The 14,660-nt window shown below is 75.3% G+C and carries 10 protein-coding genes and 1 pseudogene; 8 read left to right on the plus strand and 3 right to left on the minus strand.

Annotated elements, in window-relative coordinates:
* Positions 1-51: 51 nt before the first annotated feature.
* The 3 genes from ACIRG9_RS24500 to ACIRG9_RS24510 are packed head-to-tail and all read left to right on the plus strand — an operon-like array spanning position 52 to position 2,374.
* Positions 52-1,080, plus strand: coding sequence for a prephenate dehydrogenase (locus tag ACIRG9_RS24500; RefSeq protein WP_402860236.1), 1,029 nt, complete (start codon positions 52-54; stop codon positions 1,078-1,080).
* Positions 1,081-1,085: 5 nt separating this feature from the next.
* Positions 1,086-1,727, plus strand: coding sequence for an SIMPL domain-containing protein (locus tag ACIRG9_RS24505; RefSeq protein WP_402860238.1), 642 nt, complete (start codon positions 1,086-1,088; stop codon positions 1,725-1,727).
* Positions 1,727-2,374 (plus strand): nucleoside/nucleotide kinase family protein, encoded by a 648-nt coding sequence (locus tag ACIRG9_RS24510; protein ID WP_402860241.1) that lies wholly within the window; start codon positions 1,727-1,729, stop codon positions 2,372-2,374. Before ACIRG9_RS24505 ends, ACIRG9_RS24510 begins: the two co-directional genes overlap by 1 nt.
* Before the next feature lie 27 nt (positions 2,375-2,401).
* On the opposite strand, the gene ACIRG9_RS24515 is transcribed toward ACIRG9_RS24510, so the two are convergent.
* Both ACIRG9_RS24515 and dapD read right to left on the minus strand, forming a co-directional pair.
* Positions 2,402-2,968: a sugar O-acetyltransferase gene (locus tag ACIRG9_RS24515; protein WP_402860244.1), complete on the minus strand. Its 567-nt coding sequence runs from the start codon at positions 2,966-2,968 to the stop codon at positions 2,402-2,404.
* Positions 2,969-3,094: 126 nt separating this feature from the next.
* Positions 3,095-4,051, minus strand: a complete 957-nt coding sequence (gene dapD / locus ACIRG9_RS24520; protein WP_402860247.1) for a 2,3,4,5-tetrahydropyridine-2,6-dicarboxylate N-succinyltransferase — start codon at positions 4,049-4,051, stop codon at positions 3,095-3,097.
* 138 nt (positions 4,052-4,189) lie between these two features.
* Between dapD and dapE the strand changes: the two genes are divergently transcribed.
* Positions 4,190-5,263 carry a succinyl-diaminopimelate desuccinylase gene (gene dapE / locus ACIRG9_RS24525; protein WP_402860250.1) on the plus strand — a complete coding sequence of 358 codons (1,074 nt, stop codon included), beginning with the start codon at positions 4,190-4,192 and terminating at the stop codon, positions 5,261-5,263.
* 65 nt (positions 5,264-5,328) lie between these two features.
* Here the strand turns inward: dapE and ACIRG9_RS24530 are convergent, their stop codons facing one another.
* Positions 5,329-5,490, minus strand: coding sequence for a hypothetical protein (locus tag ACIRG9_RS24530; protein ID WP_167667066.1), 162 nt, complete (start codon positions 5,488-5,490; stop codon positions 5,329-5,331).
* A 261-nt stretch (positions 5,491-5,751) separates the two neighbouring features.
* Between ACIRG9_RS24530 and ACIRG9_RS24535 the strand changes: the two are divergent.
* The 4 genes and pseudogenes from ACIRG9_RS24535 to ACIRG9_RS24550 form a co-directional block, all read left to right on the plus strand.
* Positions 5,752-6,585 (plus strand): annotated as a pseudogene (locus tag ACIRG9_RS24535) (TIGR00730 family Rossman fold protein); the annotation flags it as partial.
* 144 nt (positions 6,586-6,729) lie between these two features.
* Positions 6,730-7,275: a TIGR00730 family Rossman fold protein gene (locus ACIRG9_RS24540; RefSeq protein ID WP_402860253.1), complete on the plus strand. Its 546-nt coding sequence runs from the start codon at positions 6,730-6,732 to the stop codon at positions 7,273-7,275.
* A gap of 173 nt (positions 7,276-7,448) precedes the next feature.
* Positions 7,449-11,078 carry an ATP-dependent helicase gene (locus tag ACIRG9_RS24545; RefSeq protein WP_402860256.1) on the plus strand — a complete coding sequence of 1,210 codons (3,630 nt, stop codon included), beginning with the start codon at positions 7,449-7,451 and terminating at the stop codon, positions 11,076-11,078.
* Positions 11,075-14,587, plus strand: a complete 3,513-nt coding sequence (locus tag ACIRG9_RS24550; RefSeq protein ID WP_402860259.1) for an ATP-dependent helicase — start codon at positions 11,075-11,077, stop codon at positions 14,585-14,587. Before ACIRG9_RS24545 ends, ACIRG9_RS24550 begins: the two co-directional genes overlap by 4 nt.
* The last annotated feature ends 73 nt before the right edge of the window (positions 14,588-14,660 follow it).

Genomic DNA, 14,660 nt, shown 5'->3' on the forward strand with positions numbered 1-14,660 from the left:
TATCCTCGGCGCGAGGGTGGAGCGGCGACGCCGACGTACGAGCGGACCGAGGTGACGGTGGGCGCAGCCAACGGGCAGGCACGGGTGGCGGTGCTCGGCACCGGCCTGATCGGTGGCTCGGTGCTGCTGCGGCTGCGGGACGCCGGGCTCGACGTGGCGGGCTGGGATCCGGACCCGGCGACCCGCCGGTACGCCGCCGAGCGGGGCGTCGTCGTCCCGGATGCCCTGGAGGAGGCGGTCGCCGGCCGGGACGTGGTCTTCCTCTGTGGTCCCCTGCCCACCCTGCCCGCGATGCTGACCCGGGTGGCCGGCGTCACCGACGACCGATGCGTGCTCACCGACGTGGGCAGCACCAAGGCGGACGTGTCCACCGCCGCCACCGCGCAGGGGCTCGGGCACCGGTTCGTGCCCGGCCACCCGATGGCCGGTGCCGACCGGGCCGGCCTCGCCGCCGCCTCCCCGGCCCTGCTCGACGGGGCCGCCTGGGTGCTCTGCCCGGCGCCGACCGGGATGGCCGCGTTCCGACGGCTCGCCGCGCTGCTCATCGACGTCTTCCACGCCCAGGTGGTGCCGATGTCCGCGCCGGAGCACGACACCGCCGCGGCGCTCGCCTCGCACGTGCCGCACCTGCTCGCGGGCGCGTTGGCCGGGGCCGTGCAGCGGGCGGCGCTGCGCGACGCGGTGCTCGCGCTCGCCGCCGGCAGCTTCAGCGACGGCACCCGGGTGGCCGGGGGGCCGCCGGCCCGGACGGCGAACATGCTGCTCGGCAACCGCGACCGGGTGCTGGCCGAGTTGGGCGCGGTCCGGAACGTCCTCGACGAGCTCGCCGAGGCGCTGGCGGCCGGGGACGCCGGGGCGCTCGCGGCTCGGCTGGACGAGGCGCGGGCGGCCCGGGCCGCGCTGGGCGCCCGCTCGTACACCACCCATCGGTGTGAGTTCCCGGCCTCGGCCGAACACGCGGGGGAGTTGGCGTATCTCCGGGAGCTGGGGGCGGCCGGTGGCCACCTCACCGGCTGCCGGGTCGAGGCGGGCGCGGTCACCTACACGGCGCACCTGCCGACCGGCCCGACACTAGGGTGAGGAGCATGGCGGACGCACCGGTCGTGGTGGTACGCGGCGAGGCGTACCGGGAGGTCGCTCCTGAGCTGGCCCGGTTCACGGTCACCGCGTCCGCCCGGGACCGCGACCGGGAGACCACGCTGACCCGGTTGGCCGAGCGGGCCGCCGCCGTCCGGGTGCTGCTGGACGCGGCCGGGCCGGCAGTGGAGCGGCGGGAGACCGGCCAGCTCCGGGTCTGGCCGGAGACGAAACGGTCCGGCGAGCGGGTGGTGGCGTACCACGGCAGCGTCACCACGGCCGTCACCGTCGCCGACTTCACCGCGCTCGGCGATCTGATGCTCCGCCTGGCCGAGCAGGACCAGGTCGAGGTGGCCGGTCCCGCGTGGGCGCTGCGGCCGGACAGCACGGCGTACCGGGAGGCGCGGCACGCGGCCATCGCGGACGCCCTGGCCCGCGCGAGGGAGTACGCGGAGGCGCTCGGCGCCAGGGTGACCGCCCTGGTGGAGCTGGCCGACACCGGCCTGGCCGCCGCCCCGCCGATGCTGGCGAGAGCGGCCTACGCGGGGGCCGACGACGCCCCGCCCGAGCTGGAGCTGGATCCGCAGCCGCAGCCGGTGCAGGCGGCGGTCGAGGCCCGGTTCACCATCAGCGAGCCGGTGCTCGGCTGATGCCACCAGCCCAGGTGCTCCCCCTTGGCGAGCTGGTGGAGCGGGCGCGTGCGCTGGCCGGCGCCGGTCCGCGACAGCTGCTCGGCATCGCCGGCGCGCCCGGCGCGGGCAAGTCCACCCTGGCCGAGCGGATCGTCGCCGAGGTCGGTGCGGCCGCCCGGCTGGTGCCGATGGACGGTTTCCACCTGGCCCAGTCCGAACTGGTCCGGCTGGGCCGGGCCGACCGCAAGGGTGCCCCGGACACCTTCGACGCCAACGGCTTCGTCTCCGTCCTGCGTCGGCTGCACCGGTTGGAGCCGACCTCGGTGTGGGCGCCGGCGTTCCGCCGCGACCTGGAGGAGCCGATCGCCGGGGCGATCGAGGTGCCGCCCGAGGTCCGGCTGGTGGTGACCGAGGGCAACTACCTGCTCCTGCGTGACGACCCGTGGGAGGAGGTGCGCCCGCTGCTGCACCAGGCATGGTTTCTCGACCTGGACGCCGAGCTGCGGCTGAGCCGGCTGGCCGCCCGGCACGAGGCGTACGGCAAGACCCCGGAGCAGGCGCGTGCCTGGGCGCTGGGCAGCGACGAGGCGAATGCAGCCCGGGTCGCCGGCACCGCCGGCCGCGCCGATCTGGTGGTCCGACTCACCGATCCCCTGCCCGGGTGACAGCGCGGCCAGGCCTGTTTTCGCGGGTCAGGTGGTCTGCTCCAGGGTGCGTACCGGTCGAGCGGGATTACCCACGGCCAGCACATCGGGGGGCAGGTCCCTCGTCACCACCGCGCCCGCTCCGACCACGGTGTTCGCCCCGATGGTGACGCCGCCCAGCACGATCACCCCGCCGCCGAGCCAGGCGTTGTCGCCGATGTTGATCGGCTCGGCCGATTCCCACTTGGCCCGTCGGGCGGCCGGACCGAGCGGATGGGTGGCGGTGAGGAGCTGCACGTTCGGTCCGATCTGGACGTCGGCGCCGATGTTGATCCGGGCGACGTCGAGGAAGACCGCGTTGAAGTTGACGAAGCAGCGCGGCCCGAGGTGGGTCTGCCAGCCGTAGTCGCAGTGGAACGGCGGCCGGATCCAGCTGCCCTCGCCGAGCGTGCCGAGCAGCTCGCGGAGCGCGGCGAGCCGGCCCTGCGGGTCGTCGACGGGGCCGGCGTTGAAGCGTTCGGTGAGCCGGGCCGCCCGGTCCAGGTCGGCGGCGATCTCGGGATCGTCGGCGAGGTACAGCTCGCCGGCGAGCATGCGTTCCCTCATGGTGGTCACCGGGAGATCATGCCCGGTTTGTGCCGGGGCAGGTGCCGGATCGGAGACGGACCCGGGCCAGAGCGTCCACCCCGGCTCGGGCCCGGTCGCCGCGTGACGCCCCGGTGCGTCAACCGGCCGGGCCGGTCAGTCGTTGGCGTGCAGGGCGGCGTTCAGCTCGATGCCCCGGCCGGTGCGCGGCTTCGTCTCCAGCGCCCCCGTCACCGAGTTGCGCCAGAAGAGCAGGCCGTCCACGCCGGAGAGCTCGCGGGCCTTGACCACCCGGCCGTCCGGCAGGGTGATCTTCGAGCCGGCGGTGACGTAGCAGCCCGCCTCCACCACGCAGTCGTCGCCGAGCGAGATGCCGATGCCGGCGTTCGCGCCGACCAGGCTCCGCTCCCCGATGCGGACCTTCTCGGTGCCGCCGCCGGAGAGGGTGCCCATGATCGAGGCGCCGGCGCCGATGTCGGAGCCGTCGCCGACCACCACGCCCTGCACGATTCGCCCCTCGACCATCGAGCTGCCCAGCGTGCCGGCGTTGAAGTTGCAGAAGCCCTCGTGCATCACGGTGGTGCCCGAGGCCAGGTGCGCGCCGAGGCGGACCCGGTCCGCGTCGGCGATCCGGACGCCGGAGGGGACCACGTAGTCGGTCATCCGGGGGAACTTGTCGACCCCGTAGACGGCGAGGTGGCGGCCGGCGGCCCGCTCGAGGACGCGCAGCTCGTCCACCCGCTCCGGCGGGCACGGCCCGGCCGAGGTCCAGGCCACGTTGGCCAGCTTGCCGAAGATGCCGTCGAGGTTGAGCTCGTTGGGCCGGACCAGGCGGTGGGAGAGCAGGTGCAACCGGAGGTACGCGTCGGCGGCGTCCTTGATCGGGTCGTCGAGCGAGCCGATCACGGTGACCACCTGGACCGTACGCAGTCCGGGCAGCGCCCGCCCGCCGACCGCGCCGGGCGGCAGGTCGAGGACGTCGGCCTGGTCCTCGCCGGGGACGAGCGGCAGCTCGCCGAGCCCGAGCTTGCCGGTCGGGTACCAGGTGTCGAGCACCAGGTCGTCAGCGGTGGTCGTGGCCAGACCGATGCCCCAGGCCGAATCGGACGTCACAGCTCTACCTCTCGTTCGCGGCTACGGTGGCTGCTGCTGCTCGCGACCGCGGGGCTCGCAGGGTCACTCCTCGTGCTCGCCGAGGTGCTCGCAAGCTCGCTCCACGCGCTCACCAGTGCTGACGGTACCGTGCGAGGCATGCAGAACCCGCTGACCCCCGAGGTCCTGGCTGATCCGGTGGCGCTTACCCGCGCACTGGTCGACATAGAGTCCGTCTCCCGAAACGAGAAGGCGATCGCCGACTGTGTCGAGGAGGTGCTGCGGGGCGTACCGCACCTGACCACGTACCGGCACGGCAACACGGTGATGGCCCGCACCGATCTCGGCCGGTCGCAGCGGGTGGTGCTCGCCGGCCACCTGGACACCGTCCCGCTCAACAACAACTTCCCGTCGACCATGCGCGGCGACCTGATGTACGGCTGCGGCACCTCCGACATGAAGTCCGGGGTGGCCTTCGCGCTGCATCTGGCGGTGACCCTGCCCGATCCGCGCTACGACGTCACGTACTTCTTCTACGAGGCCGAGGAGATCGAGTCGCAGTACAACGGGCTCACGCTCGTCTCCCAGGCCCACCCGGAGTGGCTCCAGGCCGACTTCGCCGTGCTGCTGGAACCGACCTACGGGATCGTCGAGGCCGGCTGCCAGGGCACCATGCGGGCGATCGTGTCGACCACCGGCGTCCGGGCCCACTCGGCGCGCTCCTGGCACGGTGTGAACGCGATCCACGCCGCCGGGGAGGTGCTGCGGCGCCTGACCGCGTACGAGGCGCGGCGGGTCACCATCGACGGCTGCGACTACCGGGAGGGCATGAACGCGGTGCGCATCCACGGCGGGGTCGCCGGCAACGTGGTGCCGGACCGGTGCGAGATCGAGGTCAACTTCCGGTTCGCCCCGGACCGTACGCCGGAGCAGGCCGAGGCGCACGTGCGGGAGGTCTTCGCCGGCTTCGAGCTGGCGGTGACCGACATGGCGGCCGGCGCGCTGCCCGGGCTGGCGGCCGCGCCGGCGCGGGAGTTCCTGGAGGCGGTGGGGGCGGCCCCGGTCGGCAAGCTGGGCTGGACCGACGTGGCCCGGTTCGCGGCCCTGGGCATCCCGGCGCTGAACTTCGGCCCGGGCGACCCGAACCTGGCCCACCACCCGGACGAGCACGTCGAGCTGACCAAGATCCGTGACGGTGCGGCCACCCTGCACCGCTGGCTCGCCCCGGCCTGAGCCCGGACACGCGACCGGGGGGTCGCGTCGGTGACGCGGCCCCCCGAGGTCGGTCCGGCGGAGCCTCAGACGGTCGTCGTCAGTGAGGTGTCCGGTTCGGCGGACTCGCCGGTGAGGTCGGTGTGGTGGGCTTCCATCATGCGGGCACGGCGGCGCTCGGCCACCACGTCGCGGATCCGCCGCTGCATCTGCCGGCGGATCCGGATCATCTCGGTGTTGCTGATCAACGCTGGCTCCTCCCCCGAAAGCTCGCGCCGGGGCATACCCCGTATGTGAATAGTAAGACGTCCGGGCGAGCGATTTAGTTGCCTAAGATCGCCAAGAACTTCGCGCGCTCGCCCGCCTCCGCACCGGACCGCCGTAGCTCCACTACGGTGGCCCCATGAGCGAGCGCAGCGGAGTGCCGTCATGAGCGAGCGCAGGCGAGCGAATCATCAGTGCAGCGCGTTGGTGCCTCATGGCGGCACGCAGCGCAGCAGAGTGCCGTCATGAGCCAGAGCAACGGGCGGCAGCCCGGCCGTGGCCCACGCGGTGTGCGGCACCGGGGTGCCGTCACACTGCGCAACCAGGCCATCCCGACCAGCACCGCCGACCAGCGGCTGTTGGACTCCCGGGGCCGGGGCGACTGGAAGACCAAGGACGCCTGGCGGGCGCTGCGCATCCTGTCGGAGTTCGTCGAGGGCTTCGACACCCTCGCCGACCTGCCGCCGGCGGTCAGCGTCTTCGGCTCGGCCCGCAGCATGCCGGACAGCCCCGAGTGCCGGATGGCCGAGGAGTTGGGCGGCGCGCTGGCCCGGGCCGGGTACGCGGTGATCACGGGCGGCGGCCCGGGGGTGATGGAGGCGGCCAACCGGGGCGCCAGCGAGGCGGGCGGGCTCTCCGTCGGGCTCGGTATCGAGCTGCCGTTCGAGCAGGGCCTCAACGACTGGGCCGACCTGTCCATCGACTTCCGCTACTTCTTCGCCCGCAAGACCATGTTCGTCAAGTACGCACAGGCGTTCGTCGTGCTGCCCGGTGGCTTCGGCACCATGGACGAGCTGTTCGAGGCGCTGACCCTGGTGCAGACCGGCAAGGTCACCCGCTTCCCGGTGGTGCTGATGGGCCTCGACTACTGGCGGGGCCTGATCGACTGGCTGCGGGACAGCATGGTCGCCGAGGGCAAGATCGGCCCGTCCGACCTGGAACTGATCTGCCTCACCGACGACGTCGACCAGGCGGTCCGGCACATCGTGGAGGCCGAGGCGGTGCTCTCCGCCGAGCAGGAGGCCATCCGGGAGGAGGCGGTCGCCCGGGTCGCCGCCGACCAGCAGGCCGCCGCCGAGGCCGCGCCCGATCCGGCACCCGACTCCCCGGCCGAGGCCGCACCCGCGTCGCCGGCCGGGGCCACCGACGAGCCGGTCGAGGCCGCGCCCGAGCCACCGGCGGGGGACCAGCCCGGGTCCCGCCCGGCGGGGCGGGGCTGACCGGTGGCCGCGATCTGCGTGTTCTGCGCGTCCTCGCGTACCCTCGACCAGCGCTGGCTGGACCTGGCGGCCGAGACCGGTGCGGAGCTGGCCCGGCGCGGACACACGCTGGTCAGCGGCGGCGGCTGCGTCGGCATGATGGGTGCGGTGACGGACGGCGCACGGGCCGCTGGTGGCCGCACCGTCGGGGTGATCCCGCAGGTCCTGGTCGACCTGGAGGTCGCCGACCTGGCCGCCGACGAGCTGCTGGTCACCGACGGGATGGCCAGCCGCAAGACGCTGATGATCGAGAAGTCGGACGCGTTCATCACCCTGCCCGGTGGGCTCGGCACCCTCGACGAGCTGTTCGAGGTCTGGACCACGGCCACCCTGGCCCTGCACGGCAAGCCCATGGTGCTGGTCGACGCGGACGGCTTCTACCGGCCGTTGCTGGACTGGCTACGCACCCTCGCCGACCGTCGCTTCCTCAAGCCCGCCGGCCTCGACCTCCTACTGGTCGCCGACACCGTCCCCGCCGCCCTGGACCTCCTCACCCCCCACCTGACCTGACGCCCCCACCCCCACCCCCCGTCCGCGGTGATCATGAAGTTGTTGCCCCGCGCATCGGCGTGTCGTGACGACAACCTCATGATCGACGTGGGCAGGGGTGGGGTGGGCAGGGCAGGGACGCGTGGGTGGGGTGGGGGCGGTGGGGTGTCGTAGGGGCGTGGTGGGATGGGGTGATGGCGTACCGGTTGGTGCGTCGGTCCGCCGGGGCGGTGACGGGGGTCTCCCGTGCCGGCGGGGCGGGGCAGGGGGACGGTCCTGAAGAGACCGGGGCGGAGCCGCGATCCGGGGGGTCGGCGGGCGATGCCGCATATCCGCCCTCGCGCCGGCCGGATGCCGTGCAGGCCGAGGTGGTCGCGCACACCGACGGGCCGATGCTGGTCGTCGGAGGGCCGGGCACCGGCAAGACCAGCACGCTGGTCGAGGCGGTCGCCGCACGGGTGGCCGAGGGCACCGACCCCGAGCGCGTCCTGGTGCTCACCTTCGGCCGACGCGGTGCCACCGACCTGCGCCACCGGATCGAGGCGCGGATCGCCGGCGCCGGCCATCCGCACGAGGGTGGACAGGCGGCGGGCGGCATTGCGACCTGGCCCGCCCGGGTGCTCCGCGAGCCACTGGTCCGCACCTTCCCGGCGTACGCCTTCGGGCTGCTCCGCCGGGCCGCCGCCGAGCGGGGCGAGCCGTCGCCCCGGCTGCTCACCGGGCCCGAGCAGGATCTCATCATCCGCGAGCTGCTCGACGTGGTCGGCGAGGAGCCGGATGACGACCCGGTCGGCTGGCCGGAGGACCTGCGGCCGGCACTGCGTACCCGGGCGTTCGCGCAGCAGCTCCGCGACCTGCTGATGCGCGCCGCCGAGCGGGGCGTCGGCCCGATCGAGCTGGCCCGGCTGGGGGAGAAGCTGGGGCGCGCCGACTGGCCGGCCGCCGCCCGCTTCCTACGGGAGTACGTCGCCGTCCTCGCCCTGCGCGACGTGAGCAACCGCGGCTCGATCGCGTACGACCCGGCCGAACTGGTCCGGGCCGCCACCGGCATGCTGCTCGACGACCCGGAGCTGCTGGCGGCCGAGCGTCGGCGGCTGGCTCACGTCTATGTCGACGAGCTCGCCGACACCGACCCGGCCCAGCTCGACCTGCTCGCCGTCATCGCCGGCGGCGGCAAGTCCCTGGTCGCCTTCGCCGACCCGGACTCCTCCACGTACGCGTTCCGGGGCGCCGACCCGGCGGGTGTGGCCACCTTCCCGCACCGGTTCCGTACCGCCTCCGGGGCGCCCGCCGCGCAGGTCGTGCTGACCACGTCGTACCGGGCCGGCCCGGAGCTGCTGGCGGCGACCGCCCGACTGGCCCGCCGGCTGCGCGGGCCGGCGGCGCACCGGCGGCTGCGCCCGCTGCCCGACGCGCCGCCCGGCACGGTCGAGGTACGCACCTTCCGCTCGGCGACCAGCGAGTCCGCGTGGCTGGCCCACGCCCTGCGCGAGGCGCACCTGCTCGACGGGGTGCCCTGGTCCCGGATGGCGGTGCTGGTCCGCTCCACCGGCCGTCAGTTGCCGTCGCTACGGCGTGCCCTGCACACCGCCGGCGTGCCGACCGTGGTGCACGGCGAGGACCTGCCGCTGCACCTCCAGCCCGGGGTGGCTCCGTTGCTGCTCCTGCTCCGCTGCGCGCTGGAACCCGACCGGCTGGACGAGGAGGCGGCGGTCGCCCTGCTGCACTCGCCGCTGGGCGGCGCCGACCCGCTCGCCGAGCGGCGGCTGCGCCAGGGGCTGCGCGCGCTCGCGCTGGCCGCCGGTGACCGCCGCCCCTCCGGCGAGCTGATCGTCGAGGCGCTGCGCGACCCGGCCGAGCTGGCCGCCGTCGAGCGGCGCTGGGCGGAGCCCGCCCAGGCGGTGGCGCACCTGCTGGCGACCGCCCGGCAGGTCGCCGCCACCCCCGGGGCCACCGCCGAGGAGGTGCTCTGGGCGGTGTGGCAGGAAAGCGGGCTGGCCGAGCGTTGGGCCGGTGCGATCACCCGGGGCCGGGCGGCCACCGGCGAGCACGAGACCGCCCAGCGCTGGCGCGCCGAGGCCGCCGACCGGGACCTCGACGCGGTGCTGGTGCTCTTCGACGCGGCAGCCCGGTTCACCGACCGGCTGCCCGGTGCGCGTACCGAGGTCTTCCTCGACCACGTGCTCGGCCAGGACCTGCCGGCGGACACCCTGGCCGCCAGCGCCGACCGGGGCGACGCGGTACGCCTGCTCACCGCGCACGCCGCCAAGGGCCTGGAATGGGACCTGGTCGCGATCGCCGGGGTGCAGGAGGGCGTCTGGCCGGACCTGCGGCTGCGCGGCAGTCTGCTCGGCTCCGAGCGGCTGGTCGACGTGCTCGCCGGCCGGGCCGACGGCACCGGCGTACGGGCCAGCCTGGTCGGGCAGACCTCGGCGCTGCTCGACGAGGAACGCCGGCTGTTCCACGTCGCGGTCAGCCGGGCCCGGCACCGGCTGCTGGTCACCGCGGTCGCCTCGGCGGCGGTGGGCGGCGACGACCACGAGGAGCAGCCCAGCCGCTTCCTGCACGAGCTGGGCGGCACCGAGCCGCCCGCCGTCGGCGGCGGGGGAGCCGTCCCGGCGGGACCCGGTCCGGGACCGGGCCATCCGGATTCCGCCGGCCGGGCCGCGCGCCGCGTCGCCGGCGGGGACGGCGGTCCGGTGCGAGACCGCCGTGACCGGGGCGACGGCGCCACGCCGGCCGTGCCACCGGCGTCGGACGGGCCGGTGCCGACGATTGACGATCCGCAGGACGCCGCGCCGGCCGCCCTGCCGGTCACCCTGCCGCCGCGCGGGCTCACCCTGTCCGCGCTGGTGGCGGAGCTGCGCACCGCGGTGGTCGACCCGGCTGTGCCGCCCGCCCAGCGGCGCGCGGCGGCGGCCGAGCTGGCCCGGCTGGCCACGGCCGGGGTGCCCGGCGCGCACCCGGACGACTGGTGGGGGCTGCGCGGCCTCTCCGACGACCGGCCGCTGGTCGACGAGGGCGAACCGGTGCGGGTCACCCCGTCGGCGATGGAGAGCGCGCTGCGGTGCAGCCTGCGCTGGCTGCTGGAACGGCACGGCGGCAGCGCCCCGGCCAGCGCCGCGCAGGGGGTCGGCAACCTGGTGCACGCCGCCGCGATGCTGGCCGAGGACGCCAGCGTGGACCGGACCGCACTGCTGGAGTACGTGGCCGCCCGGTTCGACGCGATCGAGCTGGCCGCCCGCTGGATGGTCGGCCCGGAACGCACCCGGGCCGAGGCCATGGTGGACAAGCTGCTGCGCTGGCTGGCCGGCAACCCGCGCCGGCTGCTCGCCATCGAGCACGAGTTCGCGGTACGCCTCGACGACCCGCGCCGGCCGGTCGAGCTGGCCGGCCGGGTGGATCGGCTGGAGGTGGACGCCGAGGGGCGGCTCGTGGTGATCGACCTGAAGACCGGCAAGTCCACCGCGGTCACCGAGCGGGAGGTGGCCGAGCACCCGCAGCTCGGCGCGTACCAGGCGGCGGTGGAGGCGGGGGGGTTCGCCGAGTTCGGCGACGAGTCCGGCGGGGCCGCGCTGGTGCAGCTCGGCACGGGCGCCAGGGAGGCCAAGGAGCAGACCCAGGCCGCCGCCGGGGAGGGGCCGGAGGCCGGCTGGGCCACCGCGCTGGTCCGGCGTACCGCGGATACGATGGCCGCCGCCACCTTCGCCGCGGTCGCCAACTCGAAGTGCCGGGTCTGCCCGGTCCGGACCAGCTGCCCGGTATCCGGGCAGGGCCGCCAGGTGGTCGAGCCGCCGACCACGCCTCGTCCGGAGCAGCCGTGACCCAGCCCGCGCTCTTCGGTGCCGCCGCCACCCCGGCGCCCCGGACCGCCGACTCCGGCCCCCGCTACACCCCCGTGGAGCTGGCGAAGCTGCTGCGGCTGCCGGCGCCCACCCGGGAACAGGCGGCGATCATCGCCGCGCCGGTGGAGCCGCTGCTGGTCGTCGCCGGCGCCGGGTCCGGCAAGACCGAGACGATGTCCGCCCGGGTGGTCTGGCTGGTCGCCAACCAGTACGTGCGGCCCGAACAGATCCTCGGCCTCACCTTCACCCGCAAGGCCGCCGGCGAGCTGGCGCACCGGGTGCGTACCCGGCTCGACCAGCTCATCCGCCGGTTGGGCCGCCCACGCCGGGACCCGCACGACGACCCGCTGGCCGGCGAGCCGACCGTCTCCACCTACCACTCGTACGCCGGCCGGATCGTCACCGAGCACGGGCTGCGCGCCGGGTACGAGCCGAGCACCCGGCTGCTCACCGAGGCGTCCCGATGGCAGCTCGTCGACCTGCTGGTCCGCAACTACGACGGCGACATGTCCGAGGTGGACCGGATGCCCAGCACGGTCACCGACGCCGTGCTGTCCCTCGCCGGGGAGCTGGACGAGCACCTGGTCGGCCCGGACGCGCTGGCCGCCTGGACCGGCCGTTTCTTCGCCGAGGTGCAGTCCCGTCCCGGCCGGGTCTACGCCGACGTCAAGAAGGCGTTGCAGCTCCAGCAGACCCGGCTGAAGCTGCTGCCGCTGGTCCGCGCGTACGCCCGGCGCAAGGACGACTTCGAGGCGATGGACTTCGCCGACCAGCTCGCCCGGGCCGCGCGGGTGGCCCGGGACCACCCCGGTGTCGGGCTGATCGAACGGGACCGGTTCCGGGTGGTGCTGCTCGACGAGTACCAGGACACCAGCCACGCCCAGGTGGTGCTGCTCAACGCGCTCTTCGGCGGCGGCCACCCGGTCACCGCCGTCGGCGACCCCTGCCAGTCCATCTACGGCTGGCGCGGTGCCAGCGCCGGCACCCTGGACCGGTTCCCCACTGAGTTCGCCCGCGCCGAAGGCACCCCCGCCGACGTGCTCAGCCTCACCACCAGCTGGCGCAACCGGCCGGAGATCCTCGGCGTCGCCAACGCGCTCTCGGTGCCGCTGCGGGCGGCCGGTGCCCGGGTGCCGGAACTGCACGCGGCGCGCAGCGTCAGGGACCCGATCCCGCACCGCAGCCCGCGCGGGCAGGCCGCCGGCACCGTGCACTGCGCGCTGCTGGAGACGTACGCCGACGAGGCCGAGTGGATCGCCGACAGCGTGGTCGCCGCCTGGCGCGGGGCGGCCGGGATGTCGGACGCGTTGCCCGAGCGCATCCCGGTGCCGCACCGCCCCACCACCGCCGTGCTGGTCCGGCTGCGCAGCCAGATCCCCGCCATCGAGTCCGCGCTGCGCGCCCGGGGCCTGCCGGTCGAGGTGGTCGGGCTCGGCGGCCTGCTGGACACCCCCGAGATCCGCGACGTGGTCTGCACGCTGCGGGTCCTCGCCGATCCCACCGACGGGGCGGCGCTGCTGCGGCTGCTCACCGGGGCGCGCTGGCGGATCGGGCCGCGCGACCTCGTCGCCCTGCACCGGCGGGCGAAGGGCATCGCGAGGGCCCGCCGGGAACTGGCCGGCGACGGGGGGCCGGAGATCACCGTGGACGTCCTCGACGAGGCCACCCTGGTCGAGGCGCTCGCCGACCTGGGGCCGGCGCAGGCCTACTCCGCGGAGGGGTACGCGCGGCTGCGCTCGTACGGGATGGAGCTGGCGCTGCTGCGCTACCGGCTGGACCAGTCCCTGCCGGAGTTGATCGCGGACATCGAGCGGACCATCGGCCTGGACGTGGAGGTGGCGGTCCGGGCGGGTCGGGACGGCACCGGCGACGCCGGCCTGGCCCGCGGGCACCTGGACGCGCTCGGCGACGTCGCGGCCCGGTTCAGCGGTGAGACGCCCGGTGCGACCCTGGCCGGCTTCCTCGCCTACCTGGCCGCGGCGGAGGACGAGGAGCGCGGCCTGACGCCCGGCGAGGTCGAGGTGGTGGAGGGCGCGGTGCAGATCCTCACCGCGCACGCCGCCAAGGGCCTGGAGTGGGACGTGGTGGCGGCCGCCGGGCTGACCCGGGGTGTCTGGCCGGGACCGGTGCGCAACTCCGACCACTGGCTCGGCGGGTTGGGCGTGCTGCCGTTCCCGCTGCGCGGCGACGCCGACGGGCTGCCCGAGCTGGGCCTTCACGGGGCAGAGGACCAGCGCGGGGTGGCCCGGGCGCTGGAGGATTTCGGCGACGCCTGGCGGTCGCACGACGAGCGGGAGGAGCGCCGGCTCGCGTACGTGGCGGTGACCCGACCCCGGCGGCTGCTGCTCTGCTCGGGTTACTGGTGGGGGGAGGGGACGAAGCGGTTCCGTGGCCCGTCGGTCTTCCTGGGCGAGGTGCACGACGCCTGCCTGGACGGCGCGGCCGGGCATCTGGTCGACGAGTGGGCGCCGGAGCCGGCCGGGGACGCGGTGAACCCGACCACCGAGGTCGTGCTCCGGGCGGAGTGGCCGGCCGACCCGCTGGGCGCCCGCCGTCCGGCGCTGGCCGAGGCCGCCGCGCTGGTCCGCCGCTACCTCGCCGACCCGGAGTCGGCCCACCGCGAGGCGACCGGGCTCGCGCTCGCCGGGCCGACCGCCGACACCGGGGCGACGGAATCCGGGCCGGTGGGCGGCCGGACCGGGACCGAGCGGCCGGCCGGTGGCACCCGGGTGGTGCCCGGGGACGACGGCACCGGGAGCCGGGCGGACGATCCCGAGGTGGTCCGGTGGCGGCGGGAGGCCGATCTGCTGCTGGCCGAGCGGGCGGAGCTGGCCCGCCGGGCCGAGTCGGTCGAGATCGAGCTGCCCGAGCATCTGTCGGTGACCCAGTTGGTGGCGCTGCGCCGCGATCCGGGGGCTCTGGCCCGGGCGCTGCGCCGGCCGATGCCCGCCGAACCCAACCCGTACGCCCGGCGCGGCACCGCCTTCCACACCTGGTTGGAGCAGCGCTTCGGCGCCGACCGGCTGCTGGACGTGGACGAGCTGCCCGGCGCGGCGGACGACGACGCCGCGCCCGACGAGGCGCTCACCGAACTGCAGGAGCGCTTCCTGGCCAGTGAGTGGGCCGAGCGGGTGCCGGTGGAGGTCGAGGTGCCGTTCGCCACAGTTCTCGCCGGCGTGGTGGTCCGGGGCCGGATGGACGCCGTCTTCGCCCGCCCCGGCGGCCGGTACGACGTGGTCGACTGGAAGACCGGCCGGCAGCCCACCGGGCGGGAGGCCGAGGCGGTGGCGGTGCAGCTCGCGGTCTACCGGCTGGCCTGGGCCGAGCTGGCCGGTGTGCCGGTCGAGTGGGTCGGTGCGGCCTTCCACTATGTCCGGGACGGGGCCACCGTCCGGCCGGCCGACCTGCTCGACGCCGAGGGGCTGACCGCCCTGATCGCCGGCGTGCCGGAAGCTCCGGCGGGGGCTGGCACATCCCGCCGGCCGTGATACCTTGACGACGTTGCAGTTTTGGTTTCCAGAGACTCTGTGTGCGCCTGGCGGATTGTGGCCCCAGGCGCAC

This window comes from Micromonospora sp. NPDC093277 (genome assembly GCF_044765245.1).
Lineage (GTDB): Bacteria > Actinomycetota > Actinomycetes > Mycobacteriales > Micromonosporaceae > Micromonospora.